This window comes from Microcoleus anatoxicus (assembly GCF_042465725.1).
Classification (GTDB): Bacteria; Cyanobacteriota; Cyanobacteriia; order Cyanobacteriales; family Microcoleaceae; genus Microcoleus; species Microcoleus anatoxicus.
The window spans coordinates 585,122-606,091 of sequence record NZ_CP120853.1; the positions used below are offsets into that span (position 1 = coordinate 585,122).

Sequence of the window (20,970 nt, forward strand, 5' to 3'; positions counted from 1 at the left end):
CAAAAAATTACCAAATAACTAATAACAAGTAAACCCATGGCAATGAAATCCATAATGCTCTCAGAGCAACCAGTCATTCTAGAAAAACCAGCGATTTGGTCCCGCTTGTTTTTGTGGATGATCATGCTGATGACCACTTCAGCAGTAGTTTGGGCCTATTTTGCTAGCGTCGAACAATCCGTACCCGCCGTCGGTCAATTGGAACTCAAAGATGGTGCCAGAGACATCCAAGCGCCTGCTACGGGCGCAGTGGTGAGAGTTCACGTCGAAAATGGCGATCGCGTAGAAAAAAACCAGCCTTTGCTTACTTTTAACCCCGTTGCATCCAGTGCCGATTTCACATCCCTGAAGAAAACCAAAGACGCCCTGGAAAAGGAAAATAAATTTTACCAAGACGTGGTTAATGGCAGCATTCAAGGTCCGATTCCTTCTAACCTAGAATCAACCATCAAAGATAGGCAAAGCATCGCTGCACAAAATCAAGTGCTCCAAGCATTAATTGACGAACTCTACCTGAACCGAGGAGCCAGCGGTAATTTTGATGCAGCTCAGCAAGGGCTTTATGTTAATTATCGATCGGAATTTCTGTCTCGTGCAGCCGCCGTCCAAGGACAAATTCAGGAGTTGCAAAAACAACTCAAGCAAGCTGAAGATGCCGAAAAAGCAGCAGGCGATCAAATGACAGTCGCCCAGCAACAACTGGGTTTTGCTCAGAACCAATTAAACTATTCTCAGCAGCAATTAGATTCTGCCAAAGAGCAAGTAAAATCTGCCGAATCTCAGAAAATCTTAGCCGACGAACAGTTAGCCAAGTCCCAACAGGTGCTCAAGTCCAATCAAGGTATTTTGAGCAGACTAGGCCCACTGGTGGAAGCAGGAGCGATCGCTGAACTCCAAAAAGAAAAACAGGAGCAAGATGTTTTCCGAGGCCAAAGCGATGTCCTGAAACAACAAGATCAAATCAAGCAGCGCGAAGGTGAAATAAATGCCCGTAAAGGCGACATCAATACCCGCAGAGGTGAGATCAACACCCGCAGAGGTGAGATTAACGCCAGACAAGGTGACATCCAAAAAATCACGGCTGAAATCCAACGCCAGCGAGGAGAGCAAGAACGAATTCAAGAATCGATTAAGCGAGCAGAGGAACAGTTGAAAAACACCAAGGATTCCTGGGCAAAAGAACTGTATACTAAAATTTCCGAAAACCAGAAACAAATTGCCAGCAGCGACTCTCAACTGAGTCGGTACAAAGTAGAAAACCTGAAAAAGTTATCAGACATCAATTCTCAACTAGAAAAGGCACAGGAAAACCGTAACACTCAAGTTCTGAAGTCCCCAGTATCCGGCGTGATTTTTGATTTGAAACCTTCTACCAAGGAGAAATCTAAATTGGATCTGGCAAAAGATCCGATCTGCCAATCCATTATTAACTCAGTCTTGAAACCGGGGGAACCGCGCCCCAAACGCTGCGAAGAGGCTTATTATGAAGCGCAGCAAACTGAGAAGTTGCTCAAAGTTTTGGATGATGAAAACGGCTTACAAGCAAATGTTTATCTAGAAAACAGCAACGTAGCCCTGGTATTAGATGCTTTGAGACAGAAGCGGGCAAAATTGGAGCAGTATCACGGCAAACAATTGGATGGAGAAAAGATTGACTGCGAAAAAGGTAAAAGTTGCGCTTGTCCTGAGAAGGAAGTTAACAGAGATAAACTGGGTTTGACTAAATACCAATGCGTGCCTGTGGAAGTTAATGTAGAAGCTTTCCCGGCGATGGAATTTGGTACTGCTGAAGGTGAAGTGATAGAGATTAGCAGCGATGCTGTGGCTCCCACAGAACTGCGGAAATACTACGCTTTTAAAACCACAATTAAGCTCAAAAATCAAAAGTTTGTTTTGAACAAGGACAAGCCCAATCAAGTGGAAGTTAATTTGCAGTCAGGAATGGCAGTGAGTTCTAATATCAATATTGGTAAGCGGACTGTTTTGCAGATGTTTATCAACCGATTTACTGGCAAATTGGATACCTTCAAGACTGTTAAGTAGCCACTACAATTCAGCGATTGCAGGGCTTTTATAAAACCGATAGTCCGGCAGGGGTTAAAACCCCTGCCTCAAAGCAAAAGTCCTCTTTAGAGGACTCATATCAATTCCGGTTGTATCGGAATGATTTAACCGCGAAGGCGCGTTCCCCGCAGGGGTTCCCGTAGGGTAGGACGCGAAGGAAGAGAAGAGAGAGTTTAATAATTCCAATGAAGAGAGGATTTGATATCAGAAGAAGAATTTTCAACCATTAGTCATCTTTGAGAGGAATGTCACTATTAGACAGGGAATTCATATCCCGCTGTATTAAATAGATTGCTGGTATTTTTCCAACAATTGCGGGATGTAATCATAGCCATCAACTCCGATCGCCGGAATGATACCTCCTCGACTCTTAGCCAAAGACTCCTGAAAAGCCTCACCGCCCATTTGTCCCCGCAAAATAGTCAGCAAACCAGCCGATTGACGCCACTCCATCGCCCCAATTTGCTCCAAAGTATACATCCCCAAACTACCAGCGAATATAGCTTTGTCTAGTTCATTGATACTGTAATAAGCTTGAGCTAAATAAGCCAAATTCAGACCTTGTAAATACAAGTCGCCGGAGAATTGGGCCGCTTGCCAACCTTTGACCAAATATTCGATCGCACTTTCGGAATTTTCCAGCGCAATTTTAGCAATCCCCAGACTGCTGGAACAAAAAGCTTGACTTTGCCTATCTCCCAACCTTTCCGAAAGCAACAAACCTTGTTCCAAATAGCCGATCGCACTTTCATACACCTCCGGCTCCACATCCTCCAATTGGCGTGCTTGAAACACCTCGCTATAACCCAAATTAGCCAAAGCATTCGCCTCACCTTGCCGCTCTCCCGCTTGTCGTGCCATAATTAAAGCCCGCTGACTGTAATTAATCGCTTCCTGATAGTTTTTCTGAGAAACATAGTTGCGGCTGATGTGATTTAGATTCGCAACTTCGCAGGCTTTGTCATCTTCTAGACGAGCAATTTCCAGGGCTTCTTTGTGCAGTAAGATCGATCGCTCATAAGCACCCACAGCCCGCATCGAATAACCCAAAAGCGTCAGAATTCGAGCCTTAGCTTGAGTACCTTCAACCCGTCGCAGCGGTTCATCCAAATACTCCAAAGTGTGACGCAGAGATTTGCCATCAAAGGAGGCGAAAATCCCACCGTAAAGCGGAAAGTATTCTCGCTGAGAAAAAGCCCGCAAAATTTGCAAAGTTACTTGAAAACAAGCATTTGCTAACTGTTCGCCACTTTTGGTAGAATTGTTAAATCCGCTGGCTAACTGACTCCAAATTACCGAAAAAGTAATGTAAGTAGAAATCGAAGCTTTGGTTGACACTTTGGAATCGTAAACTTGCTTGTCAAACCATGTCGCCAAAGCCCGCTGCAAGCACTGCAAAATAATCGCTAATTCCACCAAAGCGCCCAATTCTAAACTCGATTGTTTCGCAGCTAATTCAACGATCGATTCACCGATCGCAATTGTCTGCAAAAGAGCGTGAGGAAACGGACTTTTCATCTTTTTGGCCCAAAAAGCCCAAGGCCCGTTTTGTTCGGCACTACCGCTAAATCCTAGCTGCTGTGGCTGATAAATCCAGCCCACAAGTTCTGGTTCCAGTCGTTGCCAAGATTCTAAACCTTTGGCAATCCCGCTGGTGATTTGCTGCAAGTCTCGCTCGGTTTCGGGATTGGAAGTTTGCAGCATTTGTTGGTGCAGGGATTTTGCTAATTGCTGCAATTGATCGAGAGTCAGGGGAAGTTCTTTGTTGGGGTCGATTACTTGGAATAATGTCAGGAGACGGGTGTTGGATTCGGCGGTGAGGATTTGTTGGATGGCCGAGGCGATCGCACTAGAAACTCGGTTGTCCTTTTGCCAGCGTTCCCATTCTCCTTGGATGGTTTTTAGCGCTCTGAAAGTACGATTTGCTTTGGCTTGTTTGATTTCATCCTTTTCATTCCTAAGCAGGTTTTCGGTGGCATCTAGGCGTTCTCCGAAGCAGCGTTCAAAAATTTCGCCGGTGCCGGTGCCGATGTCTTGGACGAGCATTTGATATACTTGTTCTTTGGAGCGGATTTGACCCTTGAGGGTGATTTCGACGATTTTGTCGATGAGGGCTAAGTAGCGATCGCGCAATGAGGTAGATTCTGGCATAAGTAGTGTTTTGTTAATAATTTTTTATGGACAGTGCTAGCAGCATTTGACGCTAGTATTTAATTTTACAGCTCCTCTGGATTTATGCCCATTGCTCTGAGGCGATCGGCTAAACGATTTGCCCGCTCCCTTTCTGATTCAGCTTGTTGTTTTTCTGATTCAGCACGTTGCCTTTCAATTTCAGCTTGCTGCCTTTCAAACTCAGCTCGTTGGCGTTCCAATTCGGCTCGTTGACTTTCCAATTGAGCTTGCTTTCTTGCAAATTCTTCGGGAGTCAGAGCCAAATTCCCATTAAGATCGTACCAGCGCAGCCACAACCTTTCATTTTGCAGGAAAGCACCTTGCCACAAACCCAAACTCAACTGAATTTCCGGTATCCAAAATCGAGAACCTGTTAATATTTGTTCGCGGTAACGGTTGCCAATTAAGCGAAACACTCTCAATTGGTTGTTGTATTTGCTAAACACAAAGTAATAGGGAATCTTCAAAATTCTCTCGTAAACTTCCCACTTAGTCGGAGGTTTGTTTGGTTCTGATTCTGTCAGCCCCAAATCTTCATCTTCCGTACTTGGTGACAGAAATTCGATCGCGATTAAAGGATTGACTGCTTCATCCCAAATCACGTAACTTTGGCGCAAGTCTCTGTCTTGGTAAAACCTCGAAACGCCCACAACTAAATACCAATCGGGTCTTTTGTACCAATTGGGATGGTTGGAGTCGTAATATAGATTGAGATCGCTGGCCGAAAATAGGCGATCGGCTGGATAATTAGGAGGAATGCAGCTATCGCACAAAAGTTGTGCTTGCCACCGATGATATTCGTCAGGCAAACCGGGTTCCTCCGGGTCTTCACTAGGTAGATCGTACATCGTCGGCAGCACTTTTGCTTGGGAAGATTGCGAATCTGGTATGTACATTGTTATACAATTATCCCTGGGAGATGTTAAGGAGATACAGGCACTGCGGTAATTGTTACATTATAGCGCGATGCGATCTCTTGTGGCAGAAAGTCAGTATCTTTTGCACCGGGAATCTTGGCTAAATAACAATCGCGAACTGCAAACATAAAACCTTTAATTGCCTCTGGTGCATTCAGAAAGTCGGCATCTATTAGAAAATCGCGCCACTTACTTTCATTGTCATCATAAGTCTCTACTAAATGCAAGCCTGCTAAATACTCGGCTACGGGGTCAAGTACAAAGCGGACATTCTCTTGGCTGGGAAGATTCGTTTGCAGGAGGTGGAGTTTGTCTTCGAGATAGTTGAGGCGTTGCTCTGCATTTTGTGAATTTAAGATAGATAGCGCATTGATGGCATCTTTAATCTTCGTGCTAGCGGGTCGATAAGTTAGTTTCAAGCATTCCCAAGCCAGCAATTGAGCATCTTCGTAAACGGTACGATTTGTCAATTTATTCTCTGCCACATCCCGGTTGAGTTGCTTCACGTACTCCAGCATCAAATCTGGTATGTTTTGAGGTAAATTTTGATCTTTGACTCCTTCCATTTTAGCGATTAATACATCTGCGTACAGTTTGGCAAACAATACAGTTGTACTTCTGCCTTGAATTCTGATTTCTTCTAAAAGTTTAGCCAAATCGCCGCAGACATAATGAAATTGCGAACCGTTGAAAAGATGCAGTTTCCCTAGCTTATCCAAGTATTTTTCCATGAAAGCTGATAGCTCAGAACCTTCTATTCGCAGCGGGTGAATCGTTGTTTTGGGGACGTTACGCATTGTTGAATCAAGTCGCGAAGTCACAACCAAAGCATTGACGGGGAAATCGGAAGAATTAGGGTTGATTTCCTTTTGAGTTGTTTCTGCCATTTCTGAAAAATGGTCGGTAATTACCAGGATACGGCGCTGTTGCAGCAAGTGTTGCAGCAGTTCTCGCTCAATGGAGGTAGGATGGTTGCTGATAGATTTTAGCTGACCGCTTATGGCTTCCAAGAACGGATGTTTGGCTGCGAGAAATTCACTTTCTAGTTCTTCGATCAGAATTGGAATCATCAGGTGTTTGCAGAGGCGTTTGCTTTTATCTGCTGCCATTGCCCTATCTGCAATTTGACAAGCGATGCTAGTTTTGCCGATACCGCCTTCACCCCATATGAGCAGACAAATTCGCTTTTTGGTGAAAATTGATTGCAAATCTTCGCGCCTGAGTTCAGGTACTTTTTTGTCGTCTAATTCAAAAGCAACTGGGATGTAAGTAGCGCGGTTTTTGACTGTTTCGTTTGTGGAAAATTGTTCGCGAACTGTTTTGATATGGGCTGAAACCCAGGCATCTAGGACTCTGGGACGGTAAAGAAAACAACTGAAAAAGGTAAGGTCGCGAGTTCGCACTGGAGCACCGCCCAATGTTTCAGGTAGTTTGAATTCGTAGGGTTTGAGTGCGTTGTTGATTCGCAGCAGCCATAAGGGACGCAGCCGGAGGATTGCAAACCACAGGGAGGGGAAGAAGATTAGGTAAATTATTGCTGCTGCTACCCATTGATTCTGGCTAATTAATTTGAATAACTTGGCGTTTTGTTCGGCTTTGAGAACATTGATGTATATACGGAGATTTGCGATATTTGTTTTTGAGTCTGAAGAGTGTAAATAGAACTCATCACGACGTTCAGGCTTAGACTGTTCCAAAATTTTTAAGGCTGATTCTAGGTTTGATACAGCCTGATTCAACTCTGATGGGGTTAGCGTCTTTGCCTTTGATTGAAGGCTAAGAGCAATTCTCACCAAGGCATAGGTGGCACTTCTACGCACATATAAATCGGAGTCTTTAAGCAGGGGAATTAGCTGCGACACAGCAGTTTTAGCTTCTGCACCCATACTCCCCAAAGCATCGGCGGCGTAGTTACGCATATATTGATCGGAGTCTTTAAGTAGGGGAATTAGCTGCGGTACAGCAGTTTTAGCTTCTGCACCCATACTCCCCAAAACAGAGACTGCACTCCGACGCACATCTGGATTTGAGTCTTTAAGCAGGGGAACTAGCTGCGGTACAGCAATTTTAGCTTCTGCACCCATACTCCCCAAAACAGAGGCTGCATTGCTACGCACATTTGCATCGGAGTCTTTAAGCAGGGGAACTAGCTGTGGCAGTGCAGTTTTAGCTTCTGCACCCATACTCTCCAAAACAGAGACTGCACTCCGACGCACATCTGGATCGGAGTCTTTAAGCAGGGGAAGTAGCTGTGGCACAACATTTTTAGCTTCTGCACCGATATTCCCCAAAGACTCAGATGCACTGCTACGCACATTGGCATCGGAGTCTTTAAGCAGGGGAAGTAGCTGTGGCACAACATTTTTAGCTTCTGCACCGATTTTCCCCAAAGCAGAGGCTGCACTGCTACGCACACCTGCATCGGAGTCTTTAAGCAGGGAAACTAGCTGTGGCACAGCACTTTTAGCTGCCGCACCGATTTTCCCCAAAGCAGAGGCTGCACGGCTACGCACACCTGCATCGGAGTCTTTAAGCAAAGGAATTAGCTGTGGCATAACTGTTTCAGTTTCTTCACCGATTGTCAAAGCTTCTGCCACACTGCTACGCACACCTGCATCGGAGTCTTTAAGCAAAGGAATTAGCTGCGGGATAACTGTTTTAGTTTCTTGACTGATTCTCCCCAAAAAAGGAGCTACACTGCTACGCACATCTGGATCGGAGTCCTTAAGCAGGGAAATTAGCTGTGGCATAACATTTTTAGCTTCTGATGATACTAAACTGCTCCCGTAAGTCATGTTGTTTAGCAAAGCAGCAGCGCGACGACGTACCCGCACATCTGAGTCTTTCGAGGCTTTGACAAGAGCAGGAATAGCAGAGGTACCAAATCGTTGCAAAACCTGGGCAGCACTCTGACGGACTACTAAATTCTTATCCCGCAAGGCTTCAATCAAAGCCGGTATGGCTGGTTCACCTATTTTTACTAACTTCTCAATAGCTGCATCAATTTCCCTTTCATCGTTGCTCTTTAACTTCTCAATGAGGGAGGCAATTTCTTTGGGATTAGCCTTGGATGTGCTCAAATTTTCAGCCGTAGCATTGCGAATCAACAGCAAAGGCGATGTGAAAGATAGAAACGAGAGGGCAATTACGGCAACTAATCTTTGTCGGTAGTGCTTCGTCATGGGCCAGAATCCTTGTATTTGATGAGCCGTCTCAGCCATTTGAATAATTGTATCTACATTCTCATCAAATTGGTTTCCAGAGTTCGGGATCTAAATTTGTGCTTGTCAGTCAAAATTTAGAGTAGGGGCAATTCATGAATTGCCAGTAAGTAGGGGCAATTCATGAATTGCCCCTACTTCAGGGATTACTATCGCGAGTGAATCATACCTAAATTCAGCAACACCTAGAATTGAATGGCAAAATAGAAATGCAACCCTTCGGAGTGGCTGGATCGTTGAGCGCGGGTCAGAAACTCCCAAATTAACGACCTGTTATCCTTTGTAATTAGTGGAGGTAATAAACATAATAAATAGTACAAGCAAGTTGCTAGATGTTGTAGCCCTGACGGTTGACCTTCCCCAGTACAATTTGTGGCGCGGGCAGGTTGGGACGATAGTTGAGATGCTAGCGGATGGTGCTGCATTTGAAGTTGAATTTAGCGATCGCAATGGACGAACTTACGAGTCTGTCGGGTTGCGTCCAGAGCAAATAATGGTACTGCGTTTTGAGCCAGCATCCCCCGATATCCAGCCTCAAATGGTGACTGTATAATGCGGCATAACAACCGTTTTACAGCGAAAGGAACGAAGCAATTCCAAGGCGCAAGCGAATTGCTTCGTTCCTCACAATGACATGATAGCATTTATTTGTGTTTGCCGAAGTATAAGGCATAATTAGATAATCTCTATTTTATCATATTCAATGATTTCAGAACCCCTAACTCTCTCAAAAAGCAATCCGGTTTTATCAGCACAAGGATTGACTCGCCGTTTTGGCGGTTTAATTGCCGTGAATAACGTATCTTTTACAGTTGAAAAAAACGAAATATTTGGATTGATCGGCCCTAACGGCGCGGGAAAGACTACTCTATTTAATTTAATGACTGGACTGATACCCAGCAACAGCGGTAAATTGATTTATCAAAATGAGGATATTTCCCAATTCAAGCCTTATCAAATTGCGAACAAAGGTATTGCCAGAACCTTTCAAAATATTCGGTTGTTTGGGGAACTTTCTGTGTTGGAGAATGTGGCGATCGCCCGACACATCCACAGTCGCTCTGGAAATCCGGTATTATCGCTACTATCGGGGATTTTCGGCTTACCAGAATCTAACGCTATGGAGCGCGAAACCCACGCAAAAGCGTTGGAATTGTTGGATTTGGTCGGTTTGGGCGATCGGGCGCAGGAACAAGCCAAAAACCTACCCTACGGCGACCAAAGACGTTTGGAAATTGCCCGCGCTTTAGCCCTAGAACCGCAAATATTGCTGTTAGATGAACCTGCGGCGGGGATGAATCCGAATGAAAAGCACAAATTAAGTGAATTTATCCGAGAAGTGCGCCAAAAGTTCAATTTAACTGTAATATTGATCGAGCATCACGTACCGCTGGTGATGGGATTGTGCGATCGAATTGCCGTGCTGCATTTCGGTCAGCTTATTGCCTTGGGAGAACCTGCGATTGTCAGGAATGATCCTGCTGTAATTGAAGCTTATTTGGGAGATGAAAAATAGATAAACAGTTTCACTGGTTCCCAGGCTCTGCCTGGGAACCGATATCTAGAGGCTCTGCCTCGTTTGGTAACAGGCGAAATCGAGGCAGAGCCTCTGGATCTGCGTTACCAGGCAGAGCCTGGGAACGAGTAAGATTATCAACATATCAAGTTACAAAAAATGCACGAAACCCCACCTAAAACCACTCAAAATATCCTCTTAGAACTCAAAAACCTTTCTGTAAATTATGGCGGAATTCAAGCCCTGCAAAATATTAATCTCACAATTAATGCAGGCGAAGTTGTCAGCCTCATCGGTGCCAATGGTGCGGGGAAAAGTACCACACTCAGGGCTATTTCCAAAATAGTTAATTTGCACCAAGGGCAAATTATCTATAACGGGCGCGATATTACCCGCCGCCAAGCCCACGAAGTTGTCAAACTCGGAATTGCCCATAGCCCAGAAGGGAGAAGGGTTTTGGCGCAGCAAACGGTGTTGGTAAACTTAGAATTAGGGGCCTATGTGCGATCGGACTCTGCGGCCATAAAAGCAGATTTAGACTACCAATTTAAACTCTTTCCCAGGTTAGCAGAACGCCGCAATCAATTATCGGGAACCCTCAGCGGTGGGGAACAGCAAATGTTGGCGATCGCCCGCGCGTTGATGTCGCGCCCAAAACTGCTACTATTAGACGAACCCAGTTTGGGTTTAGCCCCCGCCATAGTCAAAGAAATCTTTGGGATTATTCAACATTTGCGCTCCACAGGCGTTACAATTCTCTTGGTCGAACAAAACGCCAGTTTAGCATTGCAAATTGCCGATCGAGGTTATGTACTAGAAGCTGGTAACATTACTCTCACAGGCCTGGCATCAGATTTGCTAAAGGACGAGCGAGTGAGGAGGGCATACTTAGGTTGACTTGGTTAATTTTAGGAATTTTTACCGCATTCTTTGAAGCCGTCAAAGACGTTTTTGGCAAACAAAATCTCAAAAAAAGTGACGAATATGTCGTCGCTTGGTCCCTCTCATTCTTTTCAGTCATCTCTTTGACTCCCTGGGTAATTTATACAGGAATTCCGGCATTAAACTCTCAATTTTGGGTCGCCCTATTAATCGGAGGTAGCATCAATGCTGTCACAGCCCTACTCTACATCAAAGCCATCAAAGTATCAGATTTATCCCTGACAGTACCCCTGGTAGCTTTGACACCGCTATTCATGTTGCTAACTTCACCCTTAATTGTTGGTGAATATCCCAAACTTTTTGATTATATTGGCATTTTTCTAATCGTATCAGGCTCTTACTTACTCAATATCAAAGATAAATCCCAGGGATATTTAGCCCCCTTCAAAGCACTGGTAAAAGAACCAGGACCGAAATTGATGTTAATGGTAGCATTCCTGTGGAGTATTACTTCAAATTTTGACAAAATAGGAGTTAAAAATTCATCCCCGATTTTTTGGATATTTTCTATATTTGGTACAATGAGTATCTTGCTACTCCCAATTTTATTGCACAAAACCCCAAATCCCAGCCGCAAAATCCTCAAACAATTACCCATGCTAGCAGCTATGGGGTTTTTCAATGCTATTGGAGTGCTTTGTCAAATGCAAGCTTTGACATTAACCTTGGTAGTACAAGTGATAGCAATTAAACGCACTAGCGTGTTAATGGGTGTATTGTTCGGTCACTTTATTTTCAAAGAAAAAGACATACAACAAAGATTACTAGGCGCAGCCATCATGGTTTTCGGAGTTTTCGTGATCAGTTTATAGATAGAAACCTCGGAAACAGAAAATCATCCATCTCTCTCTTCTCTTCCTCTGCGTATTCTGCGCCCTCTGTGGTTCAATTATTCTAATCCAACCGGATTTAAAATAAGTCATGTTATACTAAGAGCGATCGCACAAGATATATTTATCCAAATTAACTTAAAATTAAATGCACAAACTAGCAGCAACACCAGGAGGCTGGAACCCCCAAGCCGAAGGAGTAATCTTTATTCAACAAACCCCCGCACCAATCGTATTTATTAGTGCGGCTGATACAGATATTCAAACCCTCGCAGCCGCTGCATCAAAACTACCAGCAGAATTCCCCAAACTGCGCGCGGTGAATCTCCTGCAATTGCAGCAACAACTAACCATTGACACCTATGCCGAAGAAATTTTACAACACGCCCAGGTAATTATTTTAAGGTTGTTAGGAGGGCGTTCCTATTGGTCTTATGGCTTGGAAATACTGCGCGAAACAGTGGAAAAAACCCAAGCTAAACTGATTATAATGCCCGGTGAGGACAGTCCAGACCCCGATTTAATCAGTCATTCAAATGTATCGCTGTCAGCAGTCAATCAACTATGGCGCTACTTCACAGAAGGTGGAGTCCAAAACTTTGTTAATGCCCTAAAGTTTGCGGCAGATACTTGTTTGAAAACTGCTTACAATCCGCCTTTACCTCAAACCGTTTCCCGCGTTGGAATTTATGATTGGGGAGGGAATGCGAGGGCTGGTTTTGAAACTTTTCAACCAGATTCCGATCCCCCTAAATCCCCCTTAACAAGGGGGACTTTGATTCCAGATTCCGATCCCCCTAAATCACCCTTAAAAAGGGAGAATTTGACCACTTCTTGCTCCCCCCTTATTAAGGGGGGCTGGGGGGGATCTCCGGGTTTACCACCAGATTGTGAGCCCCCTAAATCCCCCTTAAGAAGCGAGAATTTGACCACTTCTTGCTCCCCCCTTATTAAGGGGGGCTGGGGGGTATCTCCGGGTTTACCAACCGACGCCGATCCCCCTAAATCCCCCTTAAAAAGGGAGAATTTGACCACTTCTTGCTCCCCCCTTATTAAGGGGGGCTGGGGGGGATCTCCGGGTTTACCACCAGATTGTGAGCCCCCTAAATCCCCCTTAAAAAGGGAGAATTTGACCACTTCTTGCTCCCCCCTTATTAAGGGGGGCTGGGGGGTATCTCCGGGTTTACCAACCGACGCCGATCCCCCTAAATCCCCCTTAAAAAGGGAGAATTTGACCACTTCTTGCTCCCCCCTTATTAAGGGGAGCTGGGGGGTATCTCCGGGTTTACCAACCGACGCCGATCCCCCTAAATCCCCCTTAAGAAGCGAGACTTTGACCACTTCTTGCTCCCCCCTTATTAAGGGGGGCTGGGGGGTATCTCCGGGTTTACCAACCGACGCCGATCCCCCTAAATCCCCCTTAAGAAGCGAGACTTTGACCACTTCTTGCTCCCCCCTTATTAAGGGGGGCTGGGGGGTATCTCCGGGTTTACCAACCGACGCCGATCCCCCTAAATCCCCCTTAAGAAGCGAGACTTTGACCACTTCTTGCTCCCCCCTTATTAAGGGGGGCTGGGGGGTATCTCCGGGTTTACCAACCGACGCCGATCCCCCTAAATCCCCCTTAAGAAGCGAGACTTTGACCACTTCTTGCTCCCCCCTTATTAAGGGGGGCTGGGGGGTATCTCCGGGTTTACCAACCGACGCCGATCCCCCTAAATCCCCCTTAAGAAGCGAGACTTTGACCACTTCTTGCTCCCCCCTTATTAAGGGGGGCTGGGGGGTATCTCCGGGGCTGGAAACAGATGCTAAAGGACAGGAAGAGGGCGGGCACGGGGGCACCGCCCCTACAGTGGGAATCTTATTTTATCGCGCTCATTATTTGTCGGCAAATCTGGCACCAATTGATGCACTTTGTCAAGCATTATCTGACCGAAACTTAGTACCAGTTCCCGTGTTTGTGTCTTCCTTGCGTGAACCAGATTTGCAAGTAGAATTGCGGGAGTATTTTCAGCCCAAAGACGGAGAACAAATTCAATTATTGCTCAACACGACAAGTTTTGCAATCTCCGGTTTCAACACTCCAGACTCAGAACAAAATACTTTAAAATTATTAGATGTTCCCGTCTTGCAAGCCATATTTAGTGGCGGTGGTTTACAAGAGTGGGAAAGTGACTTGCAAGGACTTTCACCCCGCGATGTGGCGATGAATGTAGCTTTGCCAGAAGTGGATGGGAAAATCATTACGAGGGCGGTTTCTTTTAAGGCTGTACAAACTTGGAATAGCGAATTAGAAACTGATGTTGTGGGTTATGTCGCTGCGGCCGATCGCATTTCATTTGTAGCAGATTTAACTACAAACTGGGTAAACCTTAAACAAACTCCTCCAGCCAACAGACGCATCGCCATCATTCTCGCCAATTATCCCACCCGCAACGCCAGATTAGCCAACGGTGTCGGCTTGGATACGCCCGCTAGCTGTGTGGAAATCCTGAAAGCTTTGCAGCAAGCTGGTTATCAAGTAGATAATATTCCCAACAGCGGCAACGAGTTAATTGAAATGTTGACTTCTGGTGTGACAAATGACCCGGAAGGACGGGAATTGCGCCCGGTTAATCAATATTTAGATTTGGCAGAATATCAAGAGTATTTCGCAACTTTGCCACAGCAAGTCCAAGATGGAATTTGTAATAGATGGGGCTTAGCAACGGGAGAAAAAACTGAACTTTTGACTGCGAACTTGTTTCCGATTCCGGGGATTCAGTTTGGCAATGTGTTTGTGGGGATTCAACCGTCGCGGGGATACGAAATTGACCCTAGTTTGAACTATCACGCACCGGATTTAGAACCTACTCACAATTACCTCGCTTACTATTATTGGTTGCGACAATATTTTGGTTCTCAGGCAATAATTCATGCCGGAAAACATGGCAATTTAGAATGGCTTCCAGGTAAAAGTGTTGCTTTATCTAGCAACTGTTATCCCGAAGTTGCATTAGGCGCAATGCCCAATTTTTATCCGTTTATTGTCAACGATCCGGGGGAAGGTTCCCAGGCAAAAAGACGATCGCAAGCCGTGATAATCGACCACCTGACCCCGCCCATGACTCGCGCCGAACTTTACGGGCCTTTGCAGCAGTTAGAGGCCTTAATCGACGAATATTGCGAGGCGCAAAGCTTAGATCCGTCTCGATTACCGATGATTCGCGATCGCATTGTCGCCCTCACCAACAAGGAAAACTTAGACAAAGACTTAGGAATTCAACTAAATAAATCAGAATTCACCGAATTTATCACCCGTACCGATGGCTATCTTTGCGAACTCAAAGAATCCCAAATTCGCGACGGATTGCACATTTTCGGACAGTGCCCGGAAGGCAGACAATTGAGAGATTTGATAATTGCGATCGCCCGCCATCCTAGCACAGGAAGATCCGGTTTAACCCGCGCCCTAGCCGAAGACTCAGGCTACGATTTCGACCCCTTAACCACCGCAGGCGATTTAACAGCAGAAGTCGAAGAAAAAGCCGCAGAATTAGTAGATGATTTAATTGCTAACATCGGCGTTAATCCGCATTCATCTGCGGTGGGAAATATCCAAAGAGGAAAAGCAACACAACCAGAAATAAACTGGATAAATAACTATCTTTTACCATCACTCCTCCAAACAAACCAAGAAATTACTAACCTATTGCGTGGCTTAGATGGCCGCCACATACCCAGTGGCGCATCAGGGGCACCCACCCGCGGCCGCCCCGATGTATTACCGACAGGCCGCAATTTTTACTCGGTAGATATCCGCGCTATTCCCACAGAAACCGCATGGAGAGTTGGGAAAGTTGCAGCCGAAACTTTAATCGAAAGATACACCCAAGAAAACGGCGAATATCCCAAAACTTTGGGCTTGTCTGTGTGGGGAACATCCACCATGCGAACCGGAGGAGATGACATTGCAGAAGCTCTAGCATTGATCGGAGTTCAGCCAGTTTGGGATGGCCCTTCGCGCCGGGTTGTAGATTTTGAAGTTTTGCCAATTTCTGTTTTGGGACGGCCCAGAGTCGATGTTACTTTGCGAATTTCTGGCTTTTTCCGCGATGCTTTTTTCAATTTAATTGATTTGTTTGATTCTGCGGTAAAAGCTGTGGCAGATTTAGATGAACCAGCCGAAAGCAATCCTTTAGCAGCACAAGTTAAACAGGAAATTCAAGATTGGGAATCGACTGGTTTGAGTCGGGAAGATGCCGAATTGCGATCGCACTTTCGCGTCTTTGGTTCCAAACCAGGTGCTTACGGCGCGGGACTTCAAGGCATAATTGAAGCTCAAAACTGGACAGATGACAGCGATTTAGCCAAAGCTTACATTAATTGGAGCAGTTACGCCTATACAAGTACCCCCCCAACCCCCCCTTACCAAGGGGGGGCTAATTCCACTCCTACCCCCCCAACCCCCCCTTACCAAGGGGGGGCTAATTCCACTCCTACCCCCCCAACCCCCCCTTATCAAGGGGGGGCTAATTCCAACTCTTGTCCCCCCCCTTACCAAGGGGGGGCTAGGGGGGGTGAATCGGGAAATAAGGATAAATCCAACTCTTGTCCCCCCCCTTACCAAGGGGGGGCTAGGGGGGGTGAATGGGGATGTTCTGCACCGGAAGCCTTTGAAAAACGCCTCAGCCAAATGCAAATAGTTCTGCAAAACCAAGACAACCGCGAACACGACATTTTAGACTCCGACGATTATTATCAATTCCAAGGCGGAATGACGGCGGCAATTCGCAATTTGCAAGGCAAAAATCCTGAAACTTATTTCGGAGATAATTCAATTCCTGAGAATCCCAAAGTGCGACAACTGCGGGAAGAAATTGCGCGGGTTTATCGCAGCAGGGCTGTGAATCCTAAATGGATTGAAGGGGCCATGCGACATGGTTATAAGGGTGCGTTTGAAATTGCCGCAACTGTTGATTTTTTGTTTGCTTACGATGCTACGGCTAATTGTGTTGAGGATTTTATGTATGAGGGAATCGCGGAGGCTTACATTTTTGATGAAAAAGTGCAGGGCTTTATTCAGGAAAATAATCCTTGGGCACTGCGAGATATGGCGGAAAGATTGTTAGAAGCTCGTCAGCGGGGGTTGTGGGAGTCTGCCAGTCAGGATATACTGGATAAATTGCGATCGATCGCCCTGGAAGCTGAAGCCATCATCGAGTCGAAGTAATTTGTGAAGCGATCGTTACAAATTGAAAGAGATTTTCCATACTCTTAAATTGGATGCAGATCATGAGAATTAAAAAAGAATGGCAAATATTTTCGGTTGGCTCAAATCAGCAATGATATCAAAAATTCAAAACTGTTAAGAACAGCTTTTATAATTGTAAGTTGTCTGTCAATTTTCATCTCTTTTGTGGGCGTAAATCATCCTTTTGTCGCCGTTGATGAACAGCATCCTAGTTCATTTTTAAATGCTTTAGTTTATACATTTAAGCCTATAGATACTCAAATTTACGGGAATAACCAGGCAATGCAACTGTCGTTTTCGCACTCTTTACTATTTGCACTGAAGCAGTTAAGGGTGATTTTAATAGCAGCACTCGCAGGTTTGTCGTGCTACTTGTTAGTGAACCGTGTTAAGCAATTTGTCGCAAACAGACCTGTGGTTGAGGGTTAAAAAGATGCGATTACTAGCATCACATGGCCGAACCAAAAATCCCCAAGCATCAACGGGTGATATCAAATCCTCTATATTCTCGGACTCTGTGTTAAGTAGAAGGAAGAAGGTAGAAGACTTAATGCAGTCAGCTTTTCGGTCATCCGTATTTTACGTTTAATTAAGTGGATTAACTTATGTGCGGTTATATCATTCCGGTGCCACCGGAATGATATCATGGCGATCGGCAACGGATTCGATCTCAATTTTTAATAATCGCAAAACAGAGTTTCGCGAGTCGCCCTACCTGTTATCGGATTAGTGCCTTTTGCCACTTGACAAAGTTTTTTTATCATATCATCTCGCAGCAGTGCCTCAGTAAAATCAGCACCGTCAATTACCGCTCCTTCTAGTCTGGTATTGTAAGCAAAAGCACCCTCAAGAATAGCATTAGTTAAATTTGCTTTCATCATGCGAGCCAAGTCTAAAGTAGCACCAGTGAAATTAGCACCTTCTAAATTTGCTTCTTCCATATTGGCTGCAAAAAAACTCACGCCCCGCAAATCTGCATTGGTAAAATTGCTGTTGCGAAGATTAGCTTTATTAAAACTGTCGTCTGTGAGCACCCGGCCAGTAAAATCAGCGCCAACAAGGATTTCTTTGTCGCGATCCAAGGCTAGGGCTGGTGCGGGATTAATGCCGATCGCCCCAGCGACAAATACTGCTAAAATAACAACACTGAGCAAGAAAGTATAAATATGTTGGCGAATTCGAGAATTCATACAAGTTAGCGCTAATGAGCATCTGCGATAGTTCAAAATTGAATTTTACCAGAAAAGGCGATCGCCCGTTAGCGAAGCCCTCGAACAGGATCGCTATTGCTGACTCCAATTGTTCCCCATCTTCCCACTCTCGCCAACTCGGCACTCTAGGAGAAAACTTAGTCTCTGAGTGGTTGCAGCAGCAAGGCTGGGAAATCCTACACCGACAATGGCACTGTCGATGGGGAGAGATTGATATCATTGCACAGGGAACAGAGCCACAGAGTACAATCGAGGAATGTCATCAAAATTCCCGATTCCCGATTCCCGCTTCCCCATGCCCGACTTTAGCATTTGTAGAGGTTAAAACTCGCAGTCGGGGCAATTGGGATACCGATGGAATCCTGGCTATTAGTGCGGCCAAACAAGCAAAAATTTGGCAAACTGCCGAAATATTTTTAAGCGCTTACCCAGATTTAGCAAATAATCCCTGTCGTTTTGATGTCGCCCTCGTCAGGTGCGAATCTTCAGGGCTAAAGACTCACAAAAGATTATCATCAACGACAGCCAACTCTCAACCCGCACTTACAGGCACTTACCAGCTCACTTTGCAAGAATACATTCGATCGGCTTTTAGCCATTAGAAATGTCATCTAATTTGAGATTTGAGATATTAGATGTTAAATTATGGAATTGCTCAAGCCCCCGGAATGCTATAACTGGCATTTTTTTGAGTCGTGAGCTTAGGCCAAAGTTTCGGGACAATATCCGAGTCCCTTGACAAACTGATGGCGAAAGGCTTCAATTTCCTTGCGATCGGGACTTCCGTGACAAACTACGGCTACCTGGTAACGGCGCATCACGCTCAGCGGCGACTGGCCCGTTTCCAAACTCCAAAGTGCCATTTGTAACCGAATTTCAGGATCGTAAGGAATCCCAAGTTCATTCATAAAAGCCCGAAAATCGCCGTGCATTTCAGGAGTTAAATATTGGCTCATTTTCACCTTGACTACCCAACCGTTAATTTGGTGAATAACAGTGATAAATTGCAAAGGCAGATGACTAGCCCTGCGTAGGTAATCCACGACTCTGAGAGTGAGGCTAGTATTGGCGATGTAGTAGAGGTATTCCATAACTATCCTTCGAGCAAAGCTGATTCTACACCTCTATTCTCCCGTTCCATATCCGCCGCTACAAGGGGAAAAGCACCCTACTTTGGATGGGGGTTTTTACCCAATTTGTTACAAAGTTGACAGATTTTTGACAGGAATTTACCCGATGACAGAGATAGACTGGTCTTTGGACGCCTATGACTACGAACTTCCCCCCTCGCGCATTGCCCAAAATCCTGTAGTGCCTAGGGATAGTTCCCGCTTGCTGGTGGTAGATTCTCCAAGCACCCAACAACACCGGATTTTCCAAGATTTGCCAGATTTGCTTAACCCAGGCGATTTGCTGGTACTCAACAATACTCGCGTACTCCCAGCTAGGCTCTACGGACATAAACCTAATGGCCCCGCTGTGGAGATCTTGTTGATGGAAGAACGACAACACAATTGCTGGCTGGCTTTGGTTAAACCAGGAAAACGCTTGAAGTTGGGAGCGAAAATTGAGTTCGATCCGATCGCTCCACATTCCCACGAGGAACCCGCAGGCCCCTGTTGTTGCCTTGGGGAAGCAGCATTAGCCACACTACCCGATCGCCTGACTGCGACAGTTATAGAAAGGGACGACGCCACAGGAGGGAGGCTGTTGGAGTTTAATCTCCCCACAGAAATGTCTCTCATACCTTTTTTGGACGAATATGGTCACGTACCCCTACCGCCCTACATTGACAATTCCCAAGCAGCGCCAGAACAGTACCAGACTGTTTATGCTAATCGACTAGGGGCGATCGCAGCCCCCACAGCGGGTCTACACTTCACCCAAGAATTGTTCAGCCGTTTGCAGCAGCGGGGAATCGAAACAACTTTTGTCACCCTCCATGTTGGAGTCGGGACTTTTCGCCCAGTGGAGGTGGAAGACGTCACAACTCACCAAATGCACGAAGAATGGGTGGAAGTATCCGCCGCCACCGTCGAAAAAATCCGCGAAACTAAAGCCAGAGGCGGGCGGATTATTGCTGTGGGAACGACAGCAGTGCGAGCTTTGGAAGGGGCGGCCGCGGCTACAGAGACCAAAATTGGTGATTCTCCCTTGCAACCTTTCTATGGCAAGACAAATTTGTTTATTTATCCGGGTTATAAATGGCGGGTAGTAGATGGGATGATTACCAATTTTCACTTACCCCGCTCTACTTTGTTGATGATGATCAGCGCCATGATTGGTCGAACGCGGGTGCTGGATTTGTATAGAGAGGCTATCGCCCAGGAGTACCGCTTTTATTCCTTTGGCGATGCCATGTTGATTTTGCCCGAAGCGTATCAGATCAAAGAGGTGATTGAATGATGGGGCATCGGGTTGGCCCAATGCCCCGTCTTCCTGTTTTACTCTTCCTCTTCTTCTTCATTGCCGGGATACACGAAGCTGTTGGAACGTCCAGTCAGAACGGATTTGCCCAGGGACAAAGCTTTCTGAGCTGCCACCACAGCTTTGCGCTTCCAGGTTGCTTTACGCATATTCTTCTTGGATTTGGAGGTTTTCTTCTTAGGGACTGCCATGACCGTAAATACTTCTGCTGATATAGACAAACAAACATTCTAGCTGATTTTGCCGATCGTGCTGTGTCCATCGACAGCAACCAGCCCGTCATATCAAATCCGTTGACATCGGAATTACTATTTCTCTCTTCTCTTTCTCTGTGTCCTCTGTGTTCTCTGTGGTTTAATCATTCCGATACAACCGGAATTGAGATCGCGGGCCGATCGACTCAGGCGCAGCACCAGGCCGATCGACCACTCTGGCTG

At 45.7% G+C, this 20,970-nt stretch carries 14 protein-coding genes and 2 pseudogenes; 10 read left to right on the forward strand and 6 right to left on the reverse strand.

Going from position 1 to position 20,970, the window contains the following annotated elements; all coding sequences use genetic code 11:
• Window positions 1–36: 36 nt before the first annotated feature.
• Window positions 37–2,043: a chromosome partitioning protein ParA gene (locus P2A85_RS02560; RefSeq protein ID WP_377477335.1), complete on the forward strand. Its 2,007-nt coding sequence runs from the start codon at window positions 37–39 to the stop codon at window positions 2,041–2,043.
• 303 nt (window positions 2,044–2,346) lie between these two features.
• Here P2A85_RS02560 and P2A85_RS02565 read toward each other — a convergent pair whose 3' ends face one another.
• The 3 genes from P2A85_RS02565 to P2A85_RS02575 form a co-directional block, all read right to left on the reverse strand.
• Entirely contained in the window at window positions 2,347–4,215 is a 1,869-nt protein-coding gene (locus P2A85_RS02565; protein WP_377477337.1) for a hypothetical protein, read from the reverse strand.
• A gap of 65 nt (window positions 4,216–4,280) precedes the next feature.
• Window positions 4,281–5,132 carry a Uma2 family endonuclease gene (locus P2A85_RS02570; protein ID WP_377477338.1) on the reverse strand — a complete coding sequence of 284 codons (852 nt, stop codon included), beginning with the start codon at window positions 5,130–5,132 and terminating at the stop codon, window positions 4,281–4,283.
• Window positions 5,133–5,158: 26 nt separating this feature from the next.
• A complete protein-coding gene (locus P2A85_RS02575) occupies window positions 5,159–8,335 on the reverse strand; it encodes a sister chromatid cohesion protein PDS5 (RefSeq protein ID WP_377477339.1) in 3,177 nt (1,058 codons plus the stop codon).
• A gap of 364 nt (window positions 8,336–8,699) precedes the next feature.
• Between P2A85_RS02575 and P2A85_RS02580 the strand changes: the two genes are divergently transcribed.
• The 7 genes and pseudogenes from P2A85_RS02580 to P2A85_RS02610 all read left to right on the forward strand — a co-directional run bounded on the left by P2A85_RS02580 (window position 8,700) and on the right by P2A85_RS02610 (window position 17,324).
• The gene (locus P2A85_RS02580) at window positions 8,700–8,927 is read left to right on the forward strand and encodes a DUF4926 domain-containing protein (protein WP_377477340.1); all 228 of its coding nucleotides are present in this window, start codon (window positions 8,700–8,702) and stop codon (window positions 8,925–8,927) included.
• Between the two features lie 150 nt (window positions 8,928–9,077).
• Entirely contained in the window at window positions 9,078–9,890 is an 813-nt protein-coding gene (locus P2A85_RS02585) for an ABC transporter ATP-binding protein (RefSeq protein WP_377477341.1), read from the forward strand.
• A 159-nt stretch (window positions 9,891–10,049) separates the two neighbouring features.
• The gene (locus tag P2A85_RS02590; protein WP_377477342.1) at window positions 10,050–10,787 is read left to right on the forward strand and encodes an ABC transporter ATP-binding protein; all 738 of its coding nucleotides are present in this window, start codon (window positions 10,050–10,052) and stop codon (window positions 10,785–10,787) included.
• Window positions 10,784–11,644 carry an EamA family transporter gene (locus P2A85_RS02595; protein WP_377477343.1) on the forward strand — a complete coding sequence of 287 codons (861 nt, stop codon included), beginning with the start codon at window positions 10,784–10,786 and terminating at the stop codon, window positions 11,642–11,644. Before P2A85_RS02590 ends, P2A85_RS02595 begins: the two co-directional genes overlap by 4 nt.
• Window positions 11,645–11,810: 166 nt before the next feature.
• Window positions 11,811–12,359: pseudogene (locus P2A85_RS02600) on the forward strand (cobaltochelatase subunit CobN); the annotation flags it as partial.
• 1,134 nt (window positions 12,360–13,493) lie between these two features.
• Window positions 13,494–16,874: pseudogene (cobN, locus tag P2A85_RS02605) on the forward strand (cobaltochelatase subunit CobN); the annotation flags it as partial.
• Between the two features lie 96 nt (window positions 16,875–16,970).
• Window positions 16,971–17,324: a hypothetical protein gene (locus tag P2A85_RS02610; RefSeq protein ID WP_377477345.1), complete on the forward strand. Its 354-nt coding sequence runs from the start codon at window positions 16,971–16,973 to the stop codon at window positions 17,322–17,324.
• A gap of 248 nt (window positions 17,325–17,572) precedes the next feature.
• Here the strand turns inward: P2A85_RS02610 and P2A85_RS02615 are convergent, their stop codons facing one another.
• Entirely contained in the window at window positions 17,573–18,085 is a 513-nt protein-coding gene (locus tag P2A85_RS02615; protein ID WP_377477346.1) for a pentapeptide repeat-containing protein, read from the reverse strand.
• A gap of 14 nt (window positions 18,086–18,099) precedes the next feature.
• Here P2A85_RS02615 and P2A85_RS02620 point away from each other — a divergent pair, with 14 nt between their 5' ends.
• Window positions 18,100–18,708 (forward strand): YraN family protein, encoded by a 609-nt coding sequence (locus tag P2A85_RS02620; RefSeq protein ID WP_377477347.1) that lies wholly within the window; start codon window positions 18,100–18,102, stop codon window positions 18,706–18,708.
• Window positions 18,709–18,807: 99 nt separating this feature from the next.
• Here the strand turns inward: P2A85_RS02620 and P2A85_RS02625 are convergent, their stop codons facing one another.
• The gene (locus P2A85_RS02625; protein ID WP_340521259.1) at window positions 18,808–19,197 is read right to left on the reverse strand and encodes a hypothetical protein; all 390 of its coding nucleotides are present in this window, start codon (window positions 19,195–19,197) and stop codon (window positions 18,808–18,810) included.
• A 145-nt stretch (window positions 19,198–19,342) separates the two neighbouring features.
• On the opposite strand from P2A85_RS02625, the gene queA reads away from it, so the two are divergent.
• On the forward strand, window positions 19,343–20,512 hold the full coding sequence (gene queA, locus P2A85_RS02630; protein ID WP_377477348.1) for a tRNA preQ1(34) S-adenosylmethionine ribosyltransferase-isomerase QueA: 1,170 nt from the start codon (window positions 19,343–19,345) through the stop codon (window positions 20,510–20,512).
• A 38-nt stretch (window positions 20,513–20,550) separates the two neighbouring features.
• On the opposite strand, the gene rpmF is transcribed toward queA, so the two are convergent.
• Complete coding sequence (gene rpmF, locus P2A85_RS02635) at window positions 20,551–20,724, reverse strand: 50S ribosomal protein L32 (protein ID WP_006632406.1); 174 nt, start codon at window positions 20,722–20,724, stop codon at window positions 20,551–20,553.
• Between the last annotated feature and the right edge of the window lie 246 nt (window positions 20,725–20,970).

Coding starts and splice junctions, on each gene's coding strand:
- P2A85_RS02565 (WP_377477337.1), bottom strand. CDS start 4,215: ATGCCAGAATCTACCTCATTGCGCGATCGCTACTTAGCCCTCATCGAC.
- P2A85_RS02590 (WP_377477342.1), top strand. CDS start 10,050: ATGCACGAAACCCCACCTAAAACCACTCAAAATATCCTCTTAGAACTC.
- rpmF (WP_006632406.1), bottom strand. CDS start 20,724: ATGGCAGTCCCTAAGAAGAAAACCTCCAAATCCAAGAAGAATATGCGT.
- P2A85_RS02585 (WP_377477341.1), top strand. CDS start 9,078: ATGATTTCAGAACCCCTAACTCTCTCAAAAAGCAATCCGGTTTTATCA.
- P2A85_RS02615 (WP_377477346.1), bottom strand. CDS start 18,085: ATGAATTCTCGAATTCGCCAACATATTTATACTTTCTTGCTCAGTGTT.
- queA (WP_377477348.1), top strand. CDS start 19,343: ATGACAGAGATAGACTGGTCTTTGGACGCCTATGACTACGAACTTCCC.
- P2A85_RS02560 (WP_377477335.1), top strand. CDS start 37: ATGGCAATGAAATCCATAATGCTCTCAGAGCAACCAGTCATTCTAGAA.
- P2A85_RS02625 (WP_340521259.1), bottom strand. CDS start 19,197: ATGGAATACCTCTACTACATCGCCAATACTAGCCTCACTCTCAGAGTC.
- P2A85_RS02575 (WP_377477339.1), bottom strand. CDS start 8,335: ATGACGAAGCACTACCGACAAAGATTAGTTGCCGTAATTGCCCTCTCG.
- P2A85_RS02620 (WP_377477347.1), top strand. CDS start 18,100: ATGAGCATCTGCGATAGTTCAAAATTGAATTTTACCAGAAAAGGCGAT.
- P2A85_RS02570 (WP_377477338.1), bottom strand. CDS start 5,132: ATGTACATACCAGATTCGCAATCTTCCCAAGCAAAAGTGCTGCCGACG.